This is a genomic window from Desulfoscipio gibsoniae DSM 7213 (assembly GCF_000233715.2).
GTDB lineage: Bacteria > Bacillota > Desulfotomaculia > Desulfotomaculales > Desulfallaceae > Sporotomaculum > Sporotomaculum gibsoniae.
Genome location: NC_021184.1, coordinates 3,387,472 through 3,410,555, shown reverse-complemented (window position 1 = coordinate 3,410,555; position 23,084 = coordinate 3,387,472). Strand labels below are relative to the sequence as shown.

Genomic DNA, 23,084 nt, shown 5'->3' with positions numbered 1-23,084 from the left:
TTCTTAACCTAACAGCATTATTTTAATACCCTACCCTTCCTTAACCGGTTAATCTCTTGCAATAATTTTAACACTCCGGGTAGCCGGGTGAATTCTTCGATATCCCGGCGGGCCTTGCGCCGCCAGTTGGGATATTCTTGCGTGGTGCCGGGGATGTTCTGGGGTGCCGTTTCCAGCCATAGATCTTCCATATTTACCAACAGTACCCGCGCCCGGCTTGCGGCCAGGTGTTTTAAACACCCCTTAAAAACCTTGCGTTGATTGCTGGTGGGAGCCGCCAGCCAGCCTTTGCGAAATAAAAAACGGGATATTCCCAGGCGGTTGCGTCGGTCTTCCTGACTCCAGTAAGCTGCGAAGGGTGGCATATCGTGGGTGTTTAGCGCGGCCAGGGAGCGGGCCGGGGGGGGATGTGGGCCCTGGCTGGGTATCTGCCTGATCTCAAAAGGCAGAATATGCATCCTATAAATCTTGTGCCGGTCCATGGATGCCCGGACGTGCGGTGAGACGGTGCCCAGATCCTCGCCTACAAGAAGCGTCTGGTGGCGATGTGATTCCAGGGCTAATATAGCGTAAAATTCCTCGGCCCGGTATTTGACGTACACTCCGTCCCGGGCCGCTAAACCCCGGGGTATCCAGAATAGGCGGTGTAAGCCCATTACATGGTCCAGGCGTAGTATGCCGGCGTGCTGCATGTGATGGCGCAAAGTTGCGATGTAGTACCGGTACCCCTGTTGTCTGATCCCTTCGGGGTGCAGCGGTGGGAATTCCCAGTTTTGCCCCGCGGTATTTAGTTGATCCGGTGGTGCACCGCAATCCGCCTCTCTGGCAAAAGCCTTTCGCTCACGCCAAACTTCATATCCCGCGCGGTGTACCCCCAGAGGCAAATCGAGATACAGCCCGGGTCCCCGTTTCCGGGCCTGCTTGGACAGGGCGTCAATTTGTTCGTGGGCCAGCCACTGTACATATAAGTGGTAGCGTTCTGTAGATGGTGCGTAATTCCCTGCTTGGAGTACGCCATTATACATTCGTTGGGGCCACCTTGACCAAATAGCGTGCTGTTTTTCCATGGTGGCACGAAAACGGGCGTAATCCCGGGCCGCCGGGTTAGCGGATATCCAGCTTTGCAGCGCGGCTTCCCTACCTGGTGTTCCAGAGCAGTACCGGGCCAGCAGCTCAAGAATTTGGCGTTTTACTGCCATACCCCAGCGGTAATCCACCAGGGGAGCGTTGTGCAATGCGGCGATTTCTTTTTGCAAGGCTTGTGATTTAAGTAAATCCCGTGCCGGCTGGCATAGTTTAAGCTCCGGAATAGCGTTTAAATTAAGGTAAAACTCATTCCAAAACAGGCGGCTGGCAGGCGAGTAAGGACTAGGGGAGAAGGGCTCATCCAGAAAGGCGGCCAACAGCGGCAGTGTGCCCACCGTGTTGCCACCCAGTCCCTGGGTCCAGCGCAGCAATTGCTCCAGATCGTTAATGTCCCCGGCCGCCCAACTATGCTTGGAGCGTAATGCATAAAGGGGCATGAAAACCCCCCACAGGCGTTTCGTGGTTTCGTCCGGGGGTAAATAGGCTTTTGGCGGCGCGGCAATGATCATTGACTGACATTTAAAGCCCGGCATGGTTATAAAGCATTGATGATAACCTTGGGGCATTTTGCCAGGCAAAGGTAGTTGCTTGACCTGGTAATCAACGCTTTCTATCGTGGTTCCTGCCACCGGGGGCAGCTGTGCCAGGTCAAACGTCCATTCCTTTGTGGTGCCCCTTTCTATCTTTAGCCGGCAATTAACCCGGCTATTACTCAAATTCGCTGGTAGGCGAAGCTCAATATGCACGGGCTGTCCTTCCCAGGCCACCGTTACTGGTTCACAGCAGCGTTGCCACTGCTCTAGATGACTCTGCCGCAGAGCGTCCGGCACATCATCCGGTCCGGCCAACGGGGCACCCAGCGCCTGCAGCGTGGCCAGCAGCGCTTGTTCCGATACCTGGCGGCGTTGCCCGCCGGCATCCCGGTAGGTCGTTTGCAGCCCGTATATTTGGGCTAGCTCACGCAATGCGTCATTCTGCCAATCCAATCACTTCTCCCCCATCTTTAAAACACCATTATATTGCCATTTTCAGATGTATATAAATATGAATGTCCAATGTCTGCAATTGATACTTAATTGTATAATTTTACCTCATCTTAACGTCAGCCCACAAGGTGGGAATTGGGCTATCTCGGGCTGTACCCTCGCGATCACGTATATTTTAAATAACCTTAGTTTATTCCCACAATATATTACAAATCTAATTAATTTGTTTATTCTCCGGTATGCAAACTACCGCTTATTGTATGCAATTTTGTTGTCTTTAAACAATATAATCTTCACGAGATCAAAAAAGTGAACCATTATATGAAGACTTATGACTGAACGTTCCCATCCAGGGGATGAATTGACTGAGGTAATTAGGCATATGGACCCCGCTTTGTTACGCGATTTGCTTCAGAAAATTACACATTAGTGAAGACAGACGCGCCACCCGTTATTTCAGGGTGGCGCTTGCATATATTTTGTTCTTTTATGTTATTTCTACGAAGCCAAATAGGTAATCTACCAGTATCCTGCGCCTCTTTGGAAGCACTGGAACCGTCCCTCTGCTTCCCTACAGTACAGCCTTTTTGAATTCCTCAATGCCGATGCGGTCGATGAAACGGGCAGTTCTTTCCTTTTTATTGGCGTTGGCGGCGTAATACTCAAAACATTTTTTAGCCAGGGCGATTACTTCCTCGGTGCTTAAATTTTCTGCGATAACGTCACCGATACGGGCGCGGGCACCTGAATTGCCGCCAAAAATGACGGTCCAGCCTGATTTTTTGCCGAAGGCGCCAAAATCTCTAACATAGCCCTCTCCGCAGTTCATGGGACAGCCTGATATGCCAATCTTGGCTTTGGCGGGCATCTCTAGACCGACAAAAATTTTTTCCAATTCTCCGGCCAATCCCAGTGAATCCTGCATGCCGAAGCGGCATACGGCTGTTCCCGGGCAGGCTTGTACATAATGTACACAAAGTTCCACGGCGGGACCCACATCCAGCCCTAATTCCTGCCAGACTTCATCAACAATTTCAGGCTTCAGGCCCACCAGTGCAAGTCGCTGGGCCGAGGTTATTTTTATGATGGGAATTTGGTATTTGCGGGCCACTTTGGCTATATTTTCTAGGATTTCGGGAGTGACCAAGCCCATGGGTGTTCTGGGTACAATAGCATAGGTTTCCTTATCGCGCTGAATAAAGGCTCCTTTTGGCTCGTTTGCCATAATTATTCCTCCCTTTGTAGATATTTAAATTATTTTGCGGTTATGGTATATTCCAGATAACAATCATTTTTTCCTGCTCAAATGGCGAAATTTTACTTTGGAGTTTCTTATACTATAATTGAATGGGTGATACACATGAGTGATTTAGGACTGATGTATACCGGCAGGGAAATATCGCCGGATGATTTTTTCAACCGGCTGGCTCGTTTTGTGGCCGTGTTGCGCAGCATGGGGCTGAACACTGGCACTGCGGAGCTGAACGATGCGGCCCGGGCCCTGGCTGCGGTGGATGTGCTGGACCGGGAACAGTTTCGCCTGGCCCTGCGAGCCACTTTGACCAAAAGACAGCGGGATGCCCGGATATTCGACCTGGCTTTTGATTTGTTTTTTGCCCCGGATCAGGCAAAAGAACAGCGCCGCCGGCAGGAAGCGGAGGAGACGGCCAGGCAGGAACAATTAATGGAAGAGTTCGCCAACGAGCTTAAGGAGGGAATATCCCGTAGCGGAGGTGATTGGGCCGGCGGAGCTACGGAACAGCTCAACTTAACTGATGAGCAGCTGCAAACCTATGCTCGCTTACCTGAAAAAGAGCGGCAAAGAATAGGTGATATGTTGGAGAATTACCGGGGTAACCCGGTAAATGACCCGTCCAACTTGATTGCCCAGGTGGTGGAAGCATCACTGGATTACTGGCGCTATCACCTGAACAGGCAGGATGAAGAACAAGGTAAGGCTAGGATGCAGCAGCAGGTGCAATATACCGGCGACGAAGCTGTGGATGAGGTGGTGCGTGCAGTGTCCCGGGGGCTGGCAGAGGAACCCGAGGAGTCTTTGCTGGAGAGGGACATGCGTACCATAAGCGAGCAGGATATGCCTAGAGTGACCGTACTGCTGCGGAAAATGGCTGTGCAGTTGGCCACCGGCCTCTCCCGTCGTTACCGGAGCAGTCGCAAGAAGCAAAACATTGATATCCGGCGTACCGTGCGGGGCAGTGTGCAGTACGGTGGTATACCACTATACCTGCGCTACCGCAGTAAGCGGGTGCAGAAGCCTCGTTTGCTGCTGATTTGCGATGTCTCTGCTTCCATGGCCATGTACGCCAGGCTTATTGTGCAGTTTCTATACGGTCTGGCCGATGTGGTACGGGATATTGAGACATTTATTTTTTCCGAGGATTTGGAGCGGGTCACACCTCAATTGCGTAGAAATATGGGCTTTGCCGGTACCATGTCAGCTATTATGGCCCAAAGCAAGCAGTGGGGTAAAACCACTAACCTGGCCCAATCACTGCGCACATTTATGAAGTACTATGATCACCTGCTGACCAAAAATACCTATGTAATTATTGTCAGTGACACCAAAACTCAGCAGCCTGAAAATACCGCCCGGCAGCTGGAGGAAATGAAAAGGCATGTTCGGGATGTGCTTTGGTTGAACACTTTGCCCCACAATCAGTGGCGGGATGTGCGCACAGTAGCCCTGTTCAGTCAAAAGGTGCGCATGCTGGAAAGTAACACCCTGACGCAGCTGGAGCGGTCGCTGCATAAAGGGGTCAGGCTTTAACTTTGTTAAACTTAATACATTTAGCGTTGTTATTCATATATATAACAGTAGACTAATATTACATTATTTTATGACCTTCCAATAGCAGTGACAGGGTACGGTCATTTATCAATTGTTCAAATTACAGCACTGTAGGATCATTCTTAGTAATGACTTATTTTCATGTTAGCCAAAAGCCAGGAGGTGTGATGTCTGGTTCTAGCCGTCCTTGGAATATGGTACGGATAAACCAGGTCGATATGAAAAATATACTGGTAACCGGCGGTGCCGGGTACATTGGAAGCCATGTGGTGCAGGAGTTGTTAAAGCGGGATTACACGGTGGTGACTCTGGACAACTTGAGTAAAGGCCACCGGGGAGCTGTGGTCGGCGGGGTGTTCGTGCAAGGGGACTGTGGCAATAGCATGCTGGTTGGTGAACTGGTCAAACAGCACCAAATTAACGCTGTGGTACACCTGGCTGCGGACAGCCTGGTGGGGGAATCCATGACCAGGCCGGATAAATATTGTCGCAATAACTTGGGTAATGGCATAGAATTCTTAACGGCGCTGGTTGATGCTGGAGTACGGCAGTTTATACTTTCATCCACTGCGGCGGTGTATGGAGAACCGGAGTATACCCCCATTGATGAGGCCCATCCCACCCGCCCGGTTAATGTGTACGGCGGTACCAAGCTGATGCTGGAGCAAATTCTCGGCTGGTATGAGCATGCCTATGGTTTGCGGTTTGTTGCCCTGCGTTATTTTAACGCTGCCGGTGCCGATCCGGGTGGAAACATAGGTGAAGACCATAATCCGGAAACCCATTTGATTCCACTGGTGATGCAGGCGGCCCTGGGAAAACGCGAAAAGGTGACGATTTTGGGTACTAATTACCCAACCCCTGACGGCACCTGTTTGCGTGATTATATCCATGTATCCGATCTGGCTGTGGCCCACGTACTGGCGTTGGAAGCGCTTCAGGCGGGCGAACCGTCTGCGGTGTATAATCTGGGCAATGAGCAGGGTCATTCGGTGCGCGAGGTGGTGGATACCGTGCGCCGGGTGACAGGCCGAGATTTTACCGTGGAGGAAGGCCCGCCCCGGGAGGGTGACCCCGCAGTGCTGGTGGCCAGCTCGCGCAAAATCAAAGATTGTTTAAAATGGCAACCGCGCTACGGTGAATTGGAGGAAATTGTACGTACAGCCTGGGCGTGGCACAGCAACCACCCGGATGGCTACCAATCTTAAGGTAGTATCATAGAACCGGCATAAATAGAGAGCATTTGATAGGTGCCGGGTGTTGAAAGGTTGAAAAATCTAAAACTTTCAACCTTTCAACACCCGGCACCAAAGCCTACCTTTTCGAACACTTACTATTAGTTAATTTTTTTTTCTAATACACATGTTTTATTTGGTTTTCCAAAGCAGGATTGGTGAGAAGGGTGTGGAATTGGAGGTTAGACGTTATTTTAGCAATCTTGTAAACCCCAGGTCACGATATACAGCGGTGTTTTAAAGTTTGGCGGGGAGTTGGGTTATTTGGATAAAATTGATTTATGGTTGCCTGATGGTAGTAAATATCAAATAGATAACAAACCAGGCCTGACTTATATCATCGGGCCCAACGGCACCGGCAAGTCTTACGCACTAAAAAGATTTGCACAGGCGAATCTTAATGATGCGCTATATATCTTACCTACCCGGGATGATGTCCGGCGTAATTTAACGCCTGTGGTGCGGCGGGAGGAGGAAGAGTTTTTCCGTGGGTGGCTGGTTTACGACCAGATTTGCCGATATTGGAGCCGGGCGGTAAGGCAGCCTGGTCTCCTAGCCCTGGCTTTTTCTTTTTTGGAAAGGTTGGGGGTGCCACAGCGGGTGTCGGTGAGTGTAGAGGACGGTGGTGTCAAGTTTTGCATGTCTGCTGAAAACGGTTGTCAATTGACTGCCCATGAAGCACCCGGCCTGCTCAACCTTCCTGTGCTGGGTATTGCAGTTTACGATCCTGAGCGCAAGCTGGTGATCATTGATGAACCGGAGCAGTCTCTGCATCCCCAGGCCCAGCATATTTTTGTGCAGGTTCTGCGTGAGGTGGCCCGGCTTCAAGATAAACATTTTATTTTAATTACGCATTCGCCCTCCATGGTGGATTTGCGCAATGCTGAGGACCTGTCCAGGATGGTGTTTTTTCGACGTCCCAAAAATTATTTGGCGGAACGCAAGGTTTTTCAAATCAGCCTGGAGGATGCGGAGCAGTATACAGATTTACTGCCCAGTTTAACCACTTATAAGCGGGAAGTGCTTTTTGCTGACAAGGTAATTTTAGTGGAAGGCCAGCATGACCGTGATGTGTTAACAGCATTGATTGAATCCGGCGGTTTCAGGGTTTCTCTGGCGCGTACCAGTGTGCTGCCCCTGGGCGGGGTTGGTTATATGTCCAGGTATACCGCCTTTTTCAAGGAGATAGGTGTCAAGCCCATTGTGATTTGCGACCGAGATGTGGTATACCCTACGTCGGCCATTCGCTGGCACTGCGGGCGTATGGAAGGGGACAGTTTTGACTGGCGGGGATGGATCAGCCTGTCCAAAGCCAGGGACTATGCCCGTGGCTTGCCAGTGGCTGAACCAGGTGATAGGCCCAATCTGTACCCCGGCGAGTTTGATACTTTGGACCGCTTGGCAGGTGCGGTGCGGCGTTTGATGAAAAAAGCACTGGAGCAAGTCGAGGATTTTGAAGATCAGCTGGTACCAGTAGCGTCACTGGGTGGCCTGATTGAGGAATTGCAAAAGAAATATAGCACCGGCTGGGATTATCGTGAATTTCGGGCCTATCACTTACTGCTTACTGTGGTATTAAGCCACGAGGACTGGCTGAATACGCCGGTTGCGGATGTATTCAGCCAGCTGCGGGAGGCTTATGAACAGCTGGAAAGCCAGGCCGACCGCCTGGATATTCTGGTTTTGCGCTCCGGTCGCCTGGAGGATATATACGTGCACAGCGGGCGATTGGAGTGGTCCAAGACGGAAAAGTCACTGCGTGAGGCGGCGGATATACGCACTTATTACCACGGCAGGCGGGATCAGATAGATGTTGATTACCCGGAATTGATTGAGCCGCTGACCAGAAAGAGGTTCATCATGCGCATGAATAATGGGATACCGCACGAAGCCTCTGCTGTATTATCAGGGAAAGTGCATGAGATTTATGACTTTTTATTCGGGGCCGGCGAACTGACCGAGCGGATTAAAAGGTTGGAAAACAGTGGTAAGCTGGAGGAAATTTCCTCTGGAGCAAGGGTGGTAACCTGTGATCTTAATGCTAATCCCCCGGCGGTGACCCTGGAGATACCCCTACTGAAGGGGTATCTATCGCCTAATGGTTGTATTACCTTAAAGGCAGGTGTTCGACCAGAAGTTTTTAATTTGTTGTATAAGGGCCCGTCAAAATAGATTATTTTATGTGCTGAACTACTGTCACGTTGCTCATCATCGTAAAAATCGTCTATGAACAAAAGTACATGCGCTGGTTACGTTAGACAAGACCCCCATACACGAATTGCGGCTGCAAGCATTGTATAAAAGTGTTTGCAGCCGTTATTGCTTCCACTGCATAAATATAATATTTTATGCACGAGATGTGCTAAAGATGCACCGGTTGCCAGAGTCCCTCGACAAGTTTTTCAATGCAAATCATTTTTCCCATTTGCCGGTAGGTTTGCAGGTAAAGCTCTGCAAGCCACCTGGAATGGAGGTGGTACTGTCGGGGATTATCACCGCTTATGGTTAACCTGTATTGACTATCTGATTTCATTAAATCCACCTCCGAGTATTTATATTATACATATTATACATATAATTATTAAAACAGGCAATTACCTGGATTAAATTTTAAATAAAAAATTTCGCATAACCCTAAAATAATATGCCTGTTTGTTAATTATCTTTATAGGGTGCTTTGAAATTTATGTGATTTTGCAGTAAAATGTCCCAAAACAAACATTGTATATATATCATTGCATCGAGGGACTGCAAGTTTTTGAAGGAATCTCAAAACTAAGCCAATTTATGGTGTACTAAAGGTTTTCAGGGGGCTAACGGATTGAAAAGGATTATTGTTGTGGATGACGATGCTGATATAGCGGAAATTATTAATAAATACCTGGCCCGTGAAGGTTTTTCCGTGAGCGTTTTTCACGAGGCGGATAGCGTGCTGGAGGCGCTGGAGCACGGGCTGCCCGACATGTTTATATTGGATATTATGATGCCGGGCATGGACGGATTGGAGCTATGCAAGAAAATCCGCCGCAGGGGAGATGTGCCGGTGATATTTGTTTCCGCCCGGAGCGAGGAAGTGGACCGGGTGTTGGGACTGGAACTGGGCGGGGACGATTACCTGACCAAACCCTTTTCCCCCCGGGAACTGGTGGCCAGGGTACGCAGCGTACTGCGCCGGGCCGGGTCCAACCGTCCAGCGGTTGAAGAGGATGAAGTTCAGGTGGGCGACCTGGTGATCTTTCCAGCTCGCCGGGAAGCGGCAGTTGGGACTGAATCATTGGAGTTAACAGTTAAGGAATTTGATTTATTGCAGCTGCTGGCCAAAAATTCTGGCCGGGCACTGAGCCGGGAGCAAATTTTGGACCAGGTGTGGGGTTATGATTATGTGGGAGATATCCGTGCTGTAGACGATGTGGTTAAGCGGCTGCGGCGCAAAATAAAAGAAAGCGGGGCCCGGGTCAGGGTGAATACGGTATGGGGTTACGGGTATAAAATTAATGTTTAGACGTAAAAGCATTGCTTTGCGCATCGCTTTGGGCTATCTGGTGGTGGTATTGCTCACCGGGTTGCTAATGGGCTCTTCCTTCTGGTTTTTGCTCAGCCGACATTTGGAGCACGCGGCCAGGGAAAATTTATGGCAAGATGCCCAAAACCTGGCTGAAATAATAAATGATCATCCGGAAGAGGGGCTTAGACAGGGTGGTATGATGATGCACCGTTTTATGACCTACCAAATGCTGGGCCGGGTTATTCAGGGTGAGTATTTGCTGGTGAACCGCCAGGGTGTGGTTCTGGAAAGCACTCTTGGCAATGATATCGTGGGCAGCGTGCTGGATCCCGGGGTGATTGCGGAACTTGCAGCCGGTGTTAATGAAGGTCAGGTTACCGTGGGGCAGGAGCGCTACCTTGCGGCGGCCCGTTATCTGGGTGGGACCGCCGGGAGGGGGGGCGCGGTGGTGCTGCTTACCAGGTTGGAAGGTCTGGAGGAAATACACCGGGAATTGCTGACCCTTTTTATGGCCAGCTTGGCTCTGGCGTCCTTAGTGGCACTGGGTATTACTATGCTGTTAGCCCGTCGCATTTCACGCCCGTTGGATTTGCTTAAGGAAAAGGCACAGCGGGTGGCCCGGCGCAGTTTTGGCTGGCGGGTTCCGGTGGACACGGGTGATGAAATTGGCGAACTTGGCGAGGCCATCAATGCCATGGACGAGCAATTGGCGGAATACGACCGGGCTCAGAGACAATTTTTTCAGAATGCTTCCCATGAGCTTAAAAGTCCCCTGATGTCCATACAGGGGTATGCCGAAGGGGTGCGCGACGGTGTATTTAGCGGCCCAGAGGCGGATAGTGCCTTGGACATTATCGTGCGGGAGACCGGGCGGTTGAAAAAACTGGTTGATGAGTTAGTTTACCTTGGTAAACTGGAAAGTGCTTCGGAGTTATATAAATTTGAAGATACTGAGTTAAGTGAAGTGCTGGAACAAGCAGTGGAAGCACAGCAGGTTCTGGCCCTGGATAAAAACATTAGGCTTGAAATTGAAAATTGCCCGGAGGTACGCCTGTGGGCGGATGGTGAAAAACTGGTAAGGGTTTTTATTAATTTAATTGCCAATGCGGTGCGCTATGCCTCTTCACGGGTTTTTATACAAGTTGCAGTGCAGGGGGAACAGTTACAGGTGATGGTGCATGACGACGGGCCGGGGTTTACCGACGAAGATTTAGGGCATTTGTGGGAGCGGTTTTATAAAGGCCCCCGTGGTGGTAGCGGGTTGGGTCTGCCCATTGCCCGGGCTATTGTCGAGGAGCACGGGGGCACTATTCGGGCCGGTAATGCTATTTCCGGAGGCGCTGAAATGGTGGTGCTGCTGCCCTGTGTAAGAATTAATCATTTATGAGGTGTTTTTTAGATTGCACAGATGGCAACCTGGCATAAAAGATACCGAATCCTCAACGGGTTTAATATGGCGAATGGCAGCAGTAATCTTTACACAACCATCCTCTGTGGTATAATAACTAATTATAGTGTACGAGGAGTTGTCTGTTTGGAGATTGTTCTGTAAGGAACACAAGAAATTGCAAATTGACTTTGAGAAGCAACTGAATGTTGCTCTTATTTGTTATGCAACTTTGTTTCATACAGAACTATGACAGACAGCGCTTGATAAAGATCTGTTGGGACATGGTTTTGTACCGTGTCCTTTTTTCTGTATTTACAACGTGTTCCATTCTTTGCATTAAACACCAACTTTATTTGAATGAGAGGGATTTTTGACTATGAAATATATTAAATCCGAAAAATATGACATGAATTTTATTAAAGAATGCATCATGGGGCCTAATCCAATGAAATTGCTGGAGGAACTGTTGATGCTCCATCCCATATCGCCCGTTGAAACGGTACTCGACCTTGGATGCGGTAAGGGCGTCACTTCCATCTTTATTGCTAAAGAATATCGGGCCAAAGTCTTTGCCGCAGATTTATGGATTTCTCCAAGCGAAAACAAAAAGCGCTTCGATGAAATGGGGCTTACCTCGCACCAGATTGTCCCTATCAAGGCGGAAGCCCATGACCTGCCTTTTGCAGAAGAATTCTTTGATGCTGTAATCAGTATCGATTCTTACCATTACTTCGGACTGGACAAAAATTATTTGGGGCAGCACCTGCTCCCATTGGTCAAGCAAGGCGGACATATCCTAATTGTAGTGCCGGGGCTGAAGAAGGACATTCACAACAACATTCCACAAGAAATGCTGTTGTCATGGAGTGCTGAGGACATCCAGTCCTTTCATGATATTGCCTACTGGAGACAGATCATCGAGGCAACACAAGGAGTCGAGATTCTATTAACTGAGGAGCTGACGGGATTTGATGAATGCTGGAATGATTGGCTTGCCTGCGACAATGAATATTCCGTCGGTGACCGCAAGGCCATGGAGGCAGGAGCCGGGAAATATATGAACCTACTAGCCATGGTATTGCGGAGAAAATAGTCAAGCTGCTTTTATACCATTTAGGAAGCTGTGAAACCAGCACAGGGTAGCCCATCGTATTGGGGCTGCCCTGTGTTTTTAGCTACATCCCGAGTATCTGCCAGTCAATCCTTACATAAAGCTGGTGGGAAATTGCTGCATGCATGGTATGATAATCAAAAGTAAAAATCAACTACTCATTATTATATAATCCTATATTGCGATAAATCCCGATTAGTCAGGGAATACATAGAACGCGAGGTCATGATGGCAACCACTTATGAAAAATATCTGAAACTAAATATTGGCACATAGTGTTTCATGAAAAAAGACGCGAAGATGTTACGGTGGAGCTGATATAAACCTGAGACTAAGAGATTATGAGCTTAATGAGAAATCTATAAAACAGTTAATCAACAGGCCAACTCCTTTGTGGATAGTTGGCCTGTTCACTTCATCACATGCCCAATAACCCCAGTCAATACTCGCATAAGGGCGTAACACTACGGTTCCTGGACAACGAACCGCATTGAATGGTATGATCATATAAACAATAATCGCATTGTGTGTTATTATTGAACAGAAAAAATATTAATAGCTCCGGGAAGAAAGTAGTGCAAAGAGTATCTTAATGTTTGCAACTCATGTCAGGTAATAATTTGCATAGTCTGATATACTGGGGAAAGGAGTGAAGCAAATGTCCGTCCAAACAATAGAAACAATGGCGAAATGGGTAGAGAATAACGTAACCGCGAATCCGACTCTGAAAGGCATGTCGTCGTACGTCGGTTACTCTCCGTTTTACTGCTCCGCAAAGTTCCGGGAGCACATGGGCATGACATATAAGCAGTTCCTTGCCCAATGCAGGTTAAAAGCCGCTGTCCGTGATCTGTGCGGCACCGACGACAGCATCACCGACATCGCTTACCGCTGCGGGTACTCGTCGTCAGAATCGCTGGCAAGGGCGTTTGCCGCGGCATTTCAATGCTCCCCGCGCCAATACCGAAGAACTTTACGGGCTTCTCTCGGCCAATGCAGTCCATAAAGAATTTGCTTCCTCCGAGTTTGTGAATGTAAGGAGTAAAATATGTCTGACAAGCTTGGAAGAAACGATTCCTGCTGGTGCGGCAGCGGACGCAAATACAAAAATTGCCATGCCCTTATTGAGGATCAAATGGCTATCTACCGTTCAAAAGGATACGAAGTACCCCACCTCAAATTACTTAAAACCCGACAGCAAATTGAAGGCATCCGGGAAAGCAGCAAGCTGAACATAGCCTTGCTGGATTATATCGGGGAATATGTTGTCGAGGGGATCAGCACCGGAGAGCTTGACCGGCTGATTTATGAAAAAACCAGAGAACTTGGCGGCATCCCGGCAACGCTTCATTACAACGGATACCCCAAAAGCGTCTGCATTTCCATCAACGATGTAGTCTGTCACGGTATCCCCTCCGACCGTGTCGTTCTGAAAAACGGAGATATCGTGAATGTCGATGTGTCCACCGTTTTCAACGGATATTTTTCTGATTCTTCCCGCATGTTCTGCATTGGCGACGTTTCCCGCAAAAAACAAAGGCTGGTTGAGGTTGCGAAAGAATGTATGGAGCTTGGGATCGAGCAGATAAAGCCTTGGGGCTTTCTTGGGGATGTAGGGCAAGCGGTCAATGACCATGCCGGAAAAAACGGGTATTCTGTTGTTCGGGAAATCGGCGGCCACGGGATCGGTCTGCAGTTTCACGAAGACCTTTGGGTCAGTTATGTGTCCCGACGGGGAACCGGGATGCTTTTGGTTCCCGGCCTTATTTTTACGGTGGAGCCGATGATCAATATGGGAAAGGCAGATATCTCAATTGATAAAAGTGACAACTGGACCGTTTATACTGCAGATGGAATGCCCTCCGCACAATGGGAAAAGACCGTACTCGTAACGGAATCGGGCTATGATGTGCTGACATATTAGCAATATGGAAGAATCGTGTTTTTAAATTCTAATCTAAAAAGCAGACCGACCACAAAAAAGAGTCGGCCTGCTCTCTTTACATTCCAAGTATCATCCAGTGTCAATGCTTGTATAAAGACGATGGAAAGAAGTAGCAGTATATGGTATGATATTGGTGCTGCTGCCCTGTGTAAGAATTAATTAAAACTTTACAATAAATTGTTTGATCTTTTACACGGGGAATATATAATTAGCATATAGTAAATGTTGTAACATACATTTATAAAGTTACAGTAAAAAGGAGGTTGAAATGAATATGACAAAGGACTTAATTGACCAGATTCTGCGGGATATCGGCTTGGAGAAGATAGAACTGGAAGCCGAGGAAATCAAGCGGAAAGCCCTGTCCGAAGACGGGGACAGTAAAAAAAGTTAGGAGGGGATTATTATGTACACGGGGGATATTTAACCGGGGGCTGGTTGAAAAACAAAACCGCCCCCGGTTTTATATTTTATTTCAGAATACATTATTATTCATTCCAGGTTGGCTCATTAAACCTCGATTTTCGAAAGTGCCCGCCGATCTCATCATCCCCATTGTTCCGGCAGTATCCACAGGCTGGAAAGTATTTATAAAGTTGTTCTGGGTTCTGTTTCGCATGGTTGGTACCTGATACATACCCTTTTGATTCAAATAAGTAAATACTTCATAAGCCTTCTCGGACAGCATAGCGCCCTGCATCATGATATGCCTGAGCTGTGAATCGGCGCACTCCAGGGCAGCTGTCATTTTACGGAAAGCGCTGCATTTGTGCATATTGCGGTTTGACAAAAAGGAAACCATCTCGTTATATTCCTTTTCCGCAAATCTGAGCTGCCTATCCATGATTTCACCCAGCTGATGGTCGGAAACGTTAATGCAAAGCATGCCCCCGGTCGACTAATAAAATGCTCTGTAGGATTATCCACATAAACCACTAACTGCCAGGGCATACTTGATTTATATCTTTTGCTTATTAGGTGCTCTTATTTATTTTTCGGGGGTTTGCATATGTTTTGGCTGAAAAAGCTATCCAGTTATCTGTTATATCAAAAACCCCAACCCTATAGATCACTTTTTGAGACGGGTCTTGAGGATCGAGCAGGGGAAGATGGTGGGGAGAAACAGCCTGGAACTGGCCAGGACCGTCAAAATAAGGCTGATCAAGAAAAGGGTAATGCAAAAAAGGATGTTGGTTCGCAAAAACGCAGTAATGTCTCTGCTGGTCGCCGGTCCATGCGCAAAAGGGCAAGGAGTAACAATGCCGTACAGGAAAAATTTGCTGACCAGGTGGCGGAAAACCAGAATATAGAAACAATTATTAATGACAAAGTAGAGCTGTTTTACGGCCTGGAAAAGAACAGGCAAACGCTGGCTAAAATATTCCGGGTTCCTCAGAACAAGGACGCTGTGTTCCGTACTTTAACCATTGGTACCAGTCCTCCAGTTAAAGCATTACTGGTTTTTATCGACGGTATTACCAATTCCCAGGTGCAAAATATGGCTATATTGCAACCATTAATGCTGCTGTCCGGTATTTTTGACCGGCGCGATTCCGGGGGGCAGGCTTCAGATAATGCGGCCATGTCTGGACAGGGCGGGCCGGGTGGTCAGAATGACAGTCATCCCTATGATGCTTGTTGCAAAGATCTTTTCGACCGGGTCAAGGAGGCGCTGGTGCCTAATAACCAGGTTTCCATTGCCCATACTTTCGCCCGGGTGGTGGAAGACGTACTTAACGGCAACAGTGCCTTACTAATCGACGGTTATAACCAGGCCCTGCTGCTGGAGACCAAGGGATGGCACTATCGCAATGTCTCCACCCCTCAGGTGGAGGCTGTCATCCGGGGCCCCCAGGAAGCATTTACCGAGCAGATCAGGGTCAATACCTCACTGGTACGGAAAATCATTCACCGCCCCTCTCTGGTCACTGAATTTATTAAAGTAGGCAATTCAGCTCCCATGCAGTGCGCTGTCATGTACCTGGACGATCTGGCCAATCCCGATCTGGTGCAAGAGGTCAAACGACGCCTGGAGTCCGTGCACGGTGATTTTATGCACGAAACCGGTTTACTGGAGCAAATGATTGAAGACTCTCCATGGCAAATGGTGCCGCAAGTGCTGAGCACCGAGCGCCCCGATCGGGTGGCCGCCAGCCTGTTGGAAGGACAGGTGGCCATACTGCTTGACGGCAACCCCTTTGTTATGGTGGTACCCTGCACATTTTTCTCTCTGATGCAGGCCCCCGAAGACGCTTATGTCAGGTGGCCATTAGGGTCTTTTATGAGGGTAATTCGCTATGCGGGCCTGTTTCTGGCATTGCTTTTACCGGCCAATTATGTGGCCATAATAGCTTATCACCAGGAGTTTATTCCCACTGATCTGTTGCTGGCCATAACGGGGTCCAGGGAAAAGGTACCCTTCCCGTCTATCGTGGAAGTGCTGGTGATGGAGCTTTCCTTTGAACTGATCCGGGAGGCCGGGATCAGGATACCTGGCACTGTGGGCACCACTCTTGGCATTGTTGGTGCGCTGATTCTGGGGCAGGCGGCGGTGGCCGCCAATATTGTCAGTCCAATTTTAATTATTGTGGTGGCCGTGACCGCCCTGGGTTCTTTTGCTATACCTAACTACTCTTTCTCTCTGACGATAAGAACACTGCGTTTTATTTATATAATATTAGCTGCTACATTCGGTATTTTTGGGATAATGGTGGGCTTTTATGTCCATGTAGGGGCTATGGCGACTCTTAAATCCTTTGGTGTGCCCTTTTTGGCCCCGGTGGCGCCGGTGACCCGCAAAGGTGCCGATTATTTTTTGCGCGGCCCCGAGTGGCGGCAAGAATCCCGCCCTGATTACCTTGATCCTCTTCAGGTTAAACGCCAGCCAGAAATAAGTCGTGCCTGGTGGAGCAAGAAAGGCCCCAGAGGGGAGGCCGGAGGAAGTTGAGCCAGCATAAACCAGCGGTGGGAGTCTCTGAAGCCGTTACTCTTTTGTTTATTACTCTTTCCGCTCAAATTTTTTTAACCCAATCAGTGTTCATTTATCACGCAGGCATGAATGCTGCGTGGATTATTGCACTTGTGCTTACGTTTATCGGCCTGTCAGGTGTGCTGCTGTTGGTTTTTTTGCTTAACCGGTTTCCCGGACGAGATTTGGTGCAAGTTGGAGAAGAACTGGCCGGGCCATATATAAATATTTTTTTTGCGCTGTTTTATCTGGCCATGTTCGTGGTTAGTGCCGGGTTTATATTGCGCGGGATCGGCGAGCGGATGGTGGCCGGCTTTTTGATAGATACGCCAATCAGCCTGATCACCTTAACCTTTATAGTAGGTACTGTGGTGGTGAGTTACCTGGGATTGGAGGCGGTTGCCCGCACGGCCAAGTTCCTGGCGGGTATATTGGTGGTCACGGGGTTAACACTGGTTGCGCTGACTATTCCCCTGTGGAGCTTTTCCACGCTGTACCCCCTTTGGGGTTCCGGCCTTCTGCAATTACTCAGAGGTGCCTTGGAAAACTCGGGTAATTATGTGCAGATACTTTTACTGGGCATTATTTATCCTTTTTTACCTGGTGATAAGGGTAAAAAGGTTGGCGTTTGGGGAGTGGGCATTGCGGGATTCACTATGTTTCTATATGTGCTGACACCTATTTTGGTTTTTACTTACCCCACTGTTACAGAGCTTACCCTACCATCCTTCGAGCTGGCCAGGATTATTAATATCGGTCGTTTCGGCCAGCGGATGGAAGTGGTTTTTCTGCCCTTATGGGTTTTCGGCAATATGATCTACTTATCCGCCTCACTATATGCCGGCGCTGTGGTGCTTGCCCGGCTGTGCAGGCTGGATGACTACCGGCCCTTTGTATTGTCTATGGCCGTGTTCGTTACGGTGACGGCGTTTATACCCCAAAACGCCCCCCAGGCGGCATATTGGTTCTATGAGTATATAAGCCGGTATAGTTTTGGTATGCTGATCGGAATAATGTTGCTTTTGCTGTTAATCGCGGCTCTGAAGTCACGGGGAGGTGACCGGGGTGCTTAACGTCAAATTAGCGATGGTACTGCGCAAAGCACTAGTGTTAGTGCTTTGTACAATGGTACTGTCTCTGACCGGCTGCTATGACTACTCCGAGCCTGATGAAAAGGCCTGGGTGCTGGCCATCGGCGTTGACAAGGGCCGAGAGAACAAGCTTACTGTTACGTCGGTGGTGGCGGTGCCTAAAGATATTGCCGGGGGGGGCGGGCAGTCCGAACCCGGGGGTGGCGGTGGCGGTCAGGGTGGCTTTTTTACTGTTTCCATAGATACCCCCACAATTCTAAGCAACCTGGAACTGGCTAATACCGTTGTGGACAGGCGGGTCAGTCTCAGTCATATCAAGTGGATTGTTTTTTCCCGGGAACTAGCCGAGGAGGGCATCGGTGAGTATGTGGCGCCGCTGGTTCGTTTTCACCAATTCCGCCGCTCATCTCAGTTGATCATTTGCGAAGGGCGGGCCGAGGATTTTTTGGCCAAAGGGATGCCCAGGCTGGAAGACAATGTGGGCAAATTTTATGAACTTATGCAGAGAGGCTGGCGATTTACAGAATTTATTCCCTTTGACTCATTTCATCAATTTTATTATAAATCGGAAAACCCGGGGGTTGAACCTGTAGCCCAGCTGGCCGCGCTGGGCAATGATGATCCTGCTTACCCTGACAATTCGCCCAAGCCCAAGGGGCAATACCAGGCCGGGCGCATACCTCGGAAGGGAGGCAGTGAAATTGAGATTATGGGCGGTGCGGTGTTTAAAGAAGGCCGTATGATGGGTACGTTGAATGGTGATGAGGTGGGGGTGCAAAAATTGTTTTTTGGTACTTTAAAGCGTACCATTGTAGATGTACACGATCCGAATCACCCAGACAGGTATATAATAGTTGATGTAATTCCCAGGCAAAAGCCCCGGGTGGATATTAGTATTACCGAAGGACGGCCGCAGATTGCCGTAGATGTTAAACTGGAAGGACAAATTATTTCCCTGCAATCCGGGGAGGATTACGAAAAGCCGGACCGGCTGTATATTGTGGAAGACGCCGTGCAAAGGGCTATTGGGGAAGACATTAATAATACAATAGCCAAGAGCAAACAACTGAATGCTGATTTTTTAGGCTTTGGTCTTCACGCCCAGAAATTATTTCAGACCTGGCCGCAGTGGATTGCCTATAATTGGAAGGAAAAGTTTACAGATGCCGATATTACTGTAGACGTTGATTATAAAGTGCGCCGCACCGGCCTGGTGCACGAAATGGTGCCGCTTAAATAATTTTTGAGGACCCAGATATGTATTTGTTTTTCTAAGAAACAGAGACTATTAATAATAAGGTTGAGGTGCTAGAAATGTTTAATATTTTAATCATACTGGTGGTGACTCTAATTTCAGTGCATATAGCCAGTTATGGTTGGTATGCACTGCGTGAGGACAAAAATTTGCGCGGTGGGGTGGGTGCGTTTGCGGTTGCCGGTGCCACGTTTGGGGCACCGGTGCTGTTGATGTGGTATTATGTATATTGGGTCAAGTAAAAATCAGCACCGGTTTGCATGTATTTGTTGACGGTGGCTTCTGGCTGTGAGGAAGCTGTATAATGTCGTAGAGTGACTAAATGCTTTAAAATTGGTGAATTAATAATTTAATCTATTAAATCACCAGCTTAACCACAAGGATGATCCCTAATATAAATAGGAACCGGCGTTGTGTTGCGCCTCATAAACAGGACAATTAAGGATAAGTGTTCTCAGCACACATGATATATTTTAAACGGAGGGAAAAATGCGGCATAAGTATTATTTAGAGTGCTTACGGGGCATGCTTGGTTATAAAAGGATTCAGCATTCGCTGGGGGTTAGGGTTACAGCGTCCAGGTTGGCCGAATTGTATGGTGCTGACCGCGAACAGGCTGCTATCGCCGGTTTGCTGCACGATTGCGGCAGAGACTTGCCGGGCGAGGAATTGCTGGCTCTGGCCAGGCAACACCTTGTGCCTGTTGACGATATCGAGGAGGCCCTACCGGTGCTCTTGCACGCCCCGGTAGGGGCACTACTGGCCAGGCAGCAGTTTGGGGTGGAGGATGAAGCGGTACTACGGGCTATTGATCTGCATACATTGGGCGGTGAAACCATGACATTGCTCGATAAAATCGTATTCGTTGCGGACAAGATGGAGCCCGGGCGAGTTTTTCCGGGCGTAGCAGAGCTGCGCCAAATTGCGCAGCAAAACCTGGACCGGGCAGTGCTATGGTGTTTTGACGCTGCTATTACACTATCAGTGCGCAATGGTGAATTAATTCATCCCAGGGCCGTGCATGCCCGCAATGGGGTCAGGCTTAAACTTACTTAAACTTATTAGAATGATTCAAAAGCTGGGGGATTCATCCCCGGCGGAGTGTTGTAGCCGGTGTGATAAATATAACTGTGTAGATCCCCTATTTGTATTATTGTTTTTTACTGCAGGGAGGAACTTTTAGACCGTGGGCGAATATCAATTAGGTATATAATAACTTATGGGGGGATTACTTGTTGATAAATGAACCTGATGTTCTTGTGCAGTTGGCTGTTGAAGCGGCGGAAGGAAAAAGGGCCTTGGATATCACCGTTTTAAATATTGGTGGAGTTTCCGTGGTGGCTGAATACTTTATTATATGCAGCAGCAGGTCACCGGTGCATGCCCGGGCCATTGCCGATGCAGTTGAGGAACATTTGCAGCAGCACGGCGCTGGTCAGCCACGCAGAGAAGGGTTCAGGACGGCACAATGGGTTTTACTGGATTATGGCTCAGTGGTGATGCATATTTTTCAGGAGGAACAACGCCGTTTTTATAATCTGGAGCACTTGTGGGGGGACGCCCAGGTGGTCAAATCCCCGTTGAGTATGTAGTATTTTTGGCGTTGACTTTAAATATTAATTATTTTATAATTAGGCTCAGTTTAATAAGTTAATGACTATGAAGGGGAGTAGTAATGTCGCTGTCATACCCTGAAGAGAGCTGCCGGTCGGTGCGAGGCGGTGGGTAAGGTGAATGAACTCGCCCCGGAGTTGCCCGGTGGAAAAAAGTATACCGGGACGGCATGTGCCGTTAACACACCGAGCGGTTAAAGTCATGGGGATGTAGCTCAGATGGGAGAGCGCCTGAATGGCATTCAGGAGGTCAGGGGTTCGATTCCCCTCATCTCCACCATGGACTTTATCAATTAGGGTGGTACCGCGAGACAAACCTCTCGTCCCTTACTGGGATGAGAGGTTTTAATTTGTCTATTTTTATCTTTAATACGTTAACTAGACAAAGGATTAGAGGTGACGGAATGAAAAAACTTTTCGATCAAATTACCGTTGGTGAATTGCTGGATTTATCGGCGGGCAGGTTTCCTTATAATGAGGCGGTAGTGTACCCGGACAGGAACATAAGGTACACATACCGGCAATTTCAGCAGCAATGTAATCGTATCGCCAAATCATTGATGGCTCTGGGTATTAAAAGAGGCGAACATATTGCCCTTTTGGCACCCAACATACCTGAATGGGTACTCCTTCAATTTGCCTGCGGCAAAATGGGAGCTGTATTAACGTCGGTGAATACCAATTACAAAGTTTTTGAGTTGGAATATTTGCTCCGGCAGTCCGATGCCACTACTCTAATTTTCTCCAGTGGTATAAAGGATTCCAATTATGTGGATATGGTATATGAGTTGTGCCCGGAACTGCGCGGCAGTATGCACGGTCGGCTGAATTGTAAAAGACTGCCGATGTTAAAGAACCTGGTTTTTATTGGTGATGAAAGTCATCCCGGTATTTTTGACTGGCAGGATGTGCTGGCCATGGGCGATGAGATTACTGATGATGAACTGGTGGCCAGGCAATCATCATTAGAACCTGACGATGTTATTAATATGCAATATACTTCGGGAACCACCGGTTTTCCCAAGGGAGTTATGCTGACCCATACTAACCTGGTAGGGAATGGTTATAGTATTGGTAAATGCATGGGTTTTGGCCCTGATGACCGCCTATGCATTCCGGTACCTATGTTCCATTGTTTTGGTTGTGTATTGGGCACCTTGGCCTGCGTCTCCCATGCTACCACCATGGTAATGATAGAATCGTTCAGTCCGGTGAAAGTCCTGGAAGCGGTGGAGAAGGAACGGTGTACTGCGCTGCACGGGGTGCCCACTATGTTTATCACCGAGTTAGAAGTGTTGGAAAAACAGCCCTTTAATACATCTACCCTGCGCACCGGTATTATGGCCGGATCGCCCTGCCCCATTGAAGTGATGAAGGCCGTGGTGGAAAAAATGTGTATGCGGGAAATAGTAATTACTTATGGTCAAACCGAAGCGGCACCCGGTATTACCATGACCCGCACCGACGACCCGCTGGAATTGAGAGTGTCCACAGTGGGTAAAGCGCTCGATGGGGTGGAGGTCAAGATCGTTGATCCGGAAAACGGCGAAGAGGTGCCTGCCGGCGTCCAGGGTGAAATTTGCGCCCGTGGATATAACGTCATGAAAGGTTATTATAAAATGCCCGAGGCTACGGCTGCCGCCATTGATCAAGAGGGGTGGCTGCATACCGGCGACCTGGGTATTATGGATGAAAACGGTTACCTTAGAATAACCGGCCGGATTAAAGACATGATTATCAGAGGTGGCGAAAATATTTATCCCCGGGAAATTGAGGAATTTTTATATACTTATCCACAGGTGAAAGATGTACAGGTGGTGGGTGTGCCCAGTGAAAAGTACGGGGAAGAAGTTATGGCCTTTATCCAGTTAAAAGCAGGCTCCCGGGTCAGCGTCGAGGATATTAAAAATTACTGCTCCGGTAAAATTGCCCGGTATAAGATACCGTCATATATTCATTTTGTTGACGGCTACCCAACCACCGCCAACGGCAAGGTGCAAAAGTTCAAGTTGAGGGAAATGGGCATCAAGGAATTATCCCGCTATGAAAACGTGGCTAACCTGGTTTAAGGCCAGTTTAGACATACTTAA

20 protein-coding genes and 1 tRNA gene are annotated in these 23,084 nt (G+C 48.5%); 17 read left to right on the top strand and 4 right to left on the bottom strand.

Features of this window, described 5'->3' with window-relative positions:
• Positions 1–17: 17 nt before the first annotated feature.
• Entirely contained in the window at positions 18–2,072 is a 2,055-nt protein-coding gene (malQ, locus tag DESGI_RS16070; protein ID WP_006523389.1) for a 4-alpha-glucanotransferase, read from the bottom strand.
• A gap of 571 nt (positions 2,073–2,643) precedes the next feature.
• Positions 2,644–3,297 carry a ferredoxin-like domain-containing protein gene (locus DESGI_RS16065; protein ID WP_006523388.1) on the bottom strand — a complete coding sequence of 218 codons (654 nt, stop codon included), beginning with the start codon at positions 3,295–3,297 and terminating at the stop codon, positions 2,644–2,646.
• Between the two features lie 135 nt (positions 3,298–3,432).
• Between DESGI_RS16065 and DESGI_RS16060 the strand changes: the two genes are divergently transcribed.
• The 3 genes from DESGI_RS16060 (at position 3,433) to DESGI_RS16050 (ending at position 8,288) form a co-directional block, all read left to right on the top strand.
• Positions 3,433–4,860 carry a vWA domain-containing protein gene (locus DESGI_RS16060; RefSeq protein WP_041284941.1) on the top strand — a complete coding sequence of 476 codons (1,428 nt, stop codon included), beginning with the start codon at positions 3,433–3,435 and terminating at the stop codon, positions 4,858–4,860.
• Positions 4,861–5,048: 188 nt separating this feature from the next.
• A complete protein-coding gene (galE, locus tag DESGI_RS16055) occupies positions 5,049–6,089 on the top strand; it encodes a UDP-glucose 4-epimerase GalE (protein ID WP_006523386.1) in 1,041 nt (346 codons plus the stop codon).
• A 291-nt stretch (positions 6,090–6,380) separates the two neighbouring features.
• Positions 6,381–8,288 carry an ATP-dependent nuclease gene (locus DESGI_RS16050; RefSeq protein ID WP_006523385.1) on the top strand — a complete coding sequence of 636 codons (1,908 nt, stop codon included), beginning with the start codon at positions 6,381–6,383 and terminating at the stop codon, positions 8,286–8,288.
• Between the two features lie 190 nt (positions 8,289–8,478).
• Here the strand turns inward: DESGI_RS16050 and DESGI_RS24735 are convergent, their stop codons facing one another.
• On the bottom strand, positions 8,479–8,649 hold the full coding sequence (locus tag DESGI_RS24735) for a hypothetical protein (RefSeq protein ID WP_006523384.1): 171 nt from the start codon (positions 8,647–8,649) through the stop codon (positions 8,479–8,481).
• 288 nt (positions 8,650–8,937) lie between these two features.
• On the opposite strand from DESGI_RS24735, the gene DESGI_RS16045 reads away from it, so the two are divergent.
• The 6 genes from DESGI_RS16045 (at position 8,938) to DESGI_RS26180 (ending at position 14,461) form a co-directional block, all read left to right on the top strand.
• Positions 8,938–9,618 (top strand): response regulator transcription factor, encoded by a 681-nt coding sequence (locus tag DESGI_RS16045; RefSeq protein WP_006523383.1) that lies wholly within the window; start codon positions 8,938–8,940, stop codon positions 9,616–9,618.
• Positions 9,611–11,008, top strand: a complete 1,398-nt coding sequence (locus DESGI_RS23250) for a sensor histidine kinase (protein ID WP_006523382.1) — start codon at positions 9,611–9,613, stop codon at positions 11,006–11,008. The genes DESGI_RS16045 and DESGI_RS23250 overlap by 8 nt, the downstream gene beginning before the upstream one ends.
• 379 nt (positions 11,009–11,387) lie before the next feature.
• On the top strand, positions 11,388–12,104 hold the full coding sequence (locus DESGI_RS16035) for an SAM-dependent methyltransferase (protein ID WP_041284940.1): 717 nt from the start codon (positions 11,388–11,390) through the stop codon (positions 12,102–12,104).
• A gap of 676 nt (positions 12,105–12,780) precedes the next feature.
• Positions 12,781–13,128, top strand: a complete 348-nt coding sequence (locus DESGI_RS16030) for a helix-turn-helix domain-containing protein (protein WP_006523380.1) — start codon at positions 12,781–12,783, stop codon at positions 13,126–13,128.
• 42 nt (positions 13,129–13,170) lie between these two features.
• Positions 13,171–14,046 carry a methionyl aminopeptidase gene (locus tag DESGI_RS16025; RefSeq protein WP_006523379.1) on the top strand — a complete coding sequence of 292 codons (876 nt, stop codon included), beginning with the start codon at positions 13,171–13,173 and terminating at the stop codon, positions 14,044–14,046.
• Positions 14,047–14,335: 289 nt separating this feature from the next.
• A complete protein-coding gene (locus DESGI_RS26180) occupies positions 14,336–14,461 on the top strand; it encodes a hypothetical protein (RefSeq protein ID WP_006523378.1) in 126 nt (41 codons plus the stop codon).
• An 81-nt stretch (positions 14,462–14,542) separates the two neighbouring features.
• On the opposite strand, the gene DESGI_RS23245 is transcribed toward DESGI_RS26180, so the two are convergent.
• Positions 14,543–14,953: a spore coat protein gene (locus tag DESGI_RS23245; RefSeq protein ID WP_006523377.1), complete on the bottom strand. Its 411-nt coding sequence runs from the start codon at positions 14,951–14,953 to the stop codon at positions 14,543–14,545.
• 123 nt (positions 14,954–15,076) lie between these two features.
• On the opposite strand from DESGI_RS23245, the gene DESGI_RS16015 reads away from it, so the two are divergent.
• The 8 genes from DESGI_RS16015 (at position 15,077) to DESGI_RS15980 (ending at position 23,063) form a co-directional block, all read left to right on the top strand.
• Positions 15,077–17,014, top strand: coding sequence for a spore germination protein (locus DESGI_RS16015; protein WP_006523376.1), 1,938 nt, complete (start codon positions 15,077–15,079; stop codon positions 17,012–17,014).
• A complete protein-coding gene (locus DESGI_RS16010; RefSeq protein ID WP_006523375.1) occupies positions 17,011–18,108 on the top strand; it encodes a GerAB/ArcD/ProY family transporter in 1,098 nt (365 codons plus the stop codon). The genes DESGI_RS16015 and DESGI_RS16010 overlap by 4 nt, the downstream gene beginning before the upstream one ends.
• A complete protein-coding gene (locus DESGI_RS16005; RefSeq protein ID WP_006523374.1) occupies positions 18,101–19,366 on the top strand; it encodes a Ger(x)C family spore germination protein in 1,266 nt (421 codons plus the stop codon). The genes DESGI_RS16010 and DESGI_RS16005 overlap by 8 nt, the downstream gene beginning before the upstream one ends.
• A 74-nt stretch (positions 19,367–19,440) precedes the next feature.
• On the top strand, positions 19,441–19,623 hold the full coding sequence (locus DESGI_RS16000) for a hypothetical protein (RefSeq protein WP_006523373.1): 183 nt from the start codon (positions 19,441–19,443) through the stop codon (positions 19,621–19,623).
• Positions 19,624–19,870: 247 nt separating this feature from the next.
• Entirely contained in the window at positions 19,871–20,437 is a 567-nt protein-coding gene (yqeK, locus tag DESGI_RS15995; RefSeq protein ID WP_006523372.1) for a bis(5'-nucleosyl)-tetraphosphatase (symmetrical) YqeK, read from the top strand.
• A 176-nt stretch (positions 20,438–20,613) separates the two neighbouring features.
• Positions 20,614–20,973 (top strand): ribosome silencing factor, encoded by a 360-nt coding sequence (gene rsfS, locus DESGI_RS15990; protein ID WP_006523371.1) that lies wholly within the window; start codon positions 20,614–20,616, stop codon positions 20,971–20,973.
• 225 nt (positions 20,974–21,198) lie between these two features.
• Positions 21,199–21,274 (top strand) — tRNA-Ala (locus tag DESGI_RS15985).
• Positions 21,275–21,398: 124 nt separating this feature from the next.
• On the top strand, positions 21,399–23,063 hold the full coding sequence (locus tag DESGI_RS15980) for an AMP-binding protein (RefSeq protein ID WP_006523370.1): 1,665 nt from the start codon (positions 21,399–21,401) through the stop codon (positions 23,061–23,063).
• Positions 23,064–23,084 lie beyond the last annotated feature (21 nt).

Bases quoted from the DNA above. Each gene is read 5' to 3' on its own strand.
- DESGI_RS24735 (WP_006523384.1), bottom strand. From the start codon at position 8,649: ATGAAATCAGATAGTCAATACAGGTTAACCATAAGCGGTGATAATCCC.
- DESGI_RS23245 (WP_006523377.1), bottom strand. From the start codon at position 14,953: ATGCTTTGCATTAACGTTTCCGACCATCAGCTGGGTGAAATCATGGAT.
- DESGI_RS16025 (WP_006523379.1), top strand. From the start codon at position 13,171: ATGTCTGACAAGCTTGGAAGAAACGATTCCTGCTGGTGCGGCAGCGGA.
- DESGI_RS16015 (WP_006523376.1), top strand. From the start codon at position 15,077: ATGTTTTGGCTGAAAAAGCTATCCAGTTATCTGTTATATCAAAAACCC.
- yqeK (WP_006523372.1), top strand. From the start codon at position 19,871: ATGCGGCATAAGTATTATTTAGAGTGCTTACGGGGCATGCTTGGTTAT.
- DESGI_RS16000 (WP_006523373.1), top strand. From the start codon at position 19,441: ATGTTTAATATTTTAATCATACTGGTGGTGACTCTAATTTCAGTGCAT.
- DESGI_RS16035 (WP_041284940.1), top strand. From the start codon at position 11,388: ATGAAATATATTAAATCCGAAAAATATGACATGAATTTTATTAAAGAA.
- DESGI_RS23250 (WP_006523382.1), top strand. From the start codon at position 9,611: ATGTTTAGACGTAAAAGCATTGCTTTGCGCATCGCTTTGGGCTATCTG.
- DESGI_RS16065 (WP_006523388.1), bottom strand. From the start codon at position 3,297: ATGGCAAACGAGCCAAAAGGAGCCTTTATTCAGCGCGATAAGGAAACC.
- DESGI_RS16030 (WP_006523380.1), top strand. From the start codon at position 12,781: ATGTCCGTCCAAACAATAGAAACAATGGCGAAATGGGTAGAGAATAAC.
- DESGI_RS26180 (WP_006523378.1), top strand. From the start codon at position 14,336: ATGAATATGACAAAGGACTTAATTGACCAGATTCTGCGGGATATCGGC.
- DESGI_RS15980 (WP_006523370.1), top strand. From the start codon at position 21,399: ATGAAAAAACTTTTCGATCAAATTACCGTTGGTGAATTGCTGGATTTA.
- DESGI_RS16060 (WP_041284941.1), top strand. From the start codon at position 3,433: ATGAGTGATTTAGGACTGATGTATACCGGCAGGGAAATATCGCCGGAT.
- galE (WP_006523386.1), top strand. From the start codon at position 5,049: ATGTCTGGTTCTAGCCGTCCTTGGAATATGGTACGGATAAACCAGGTC.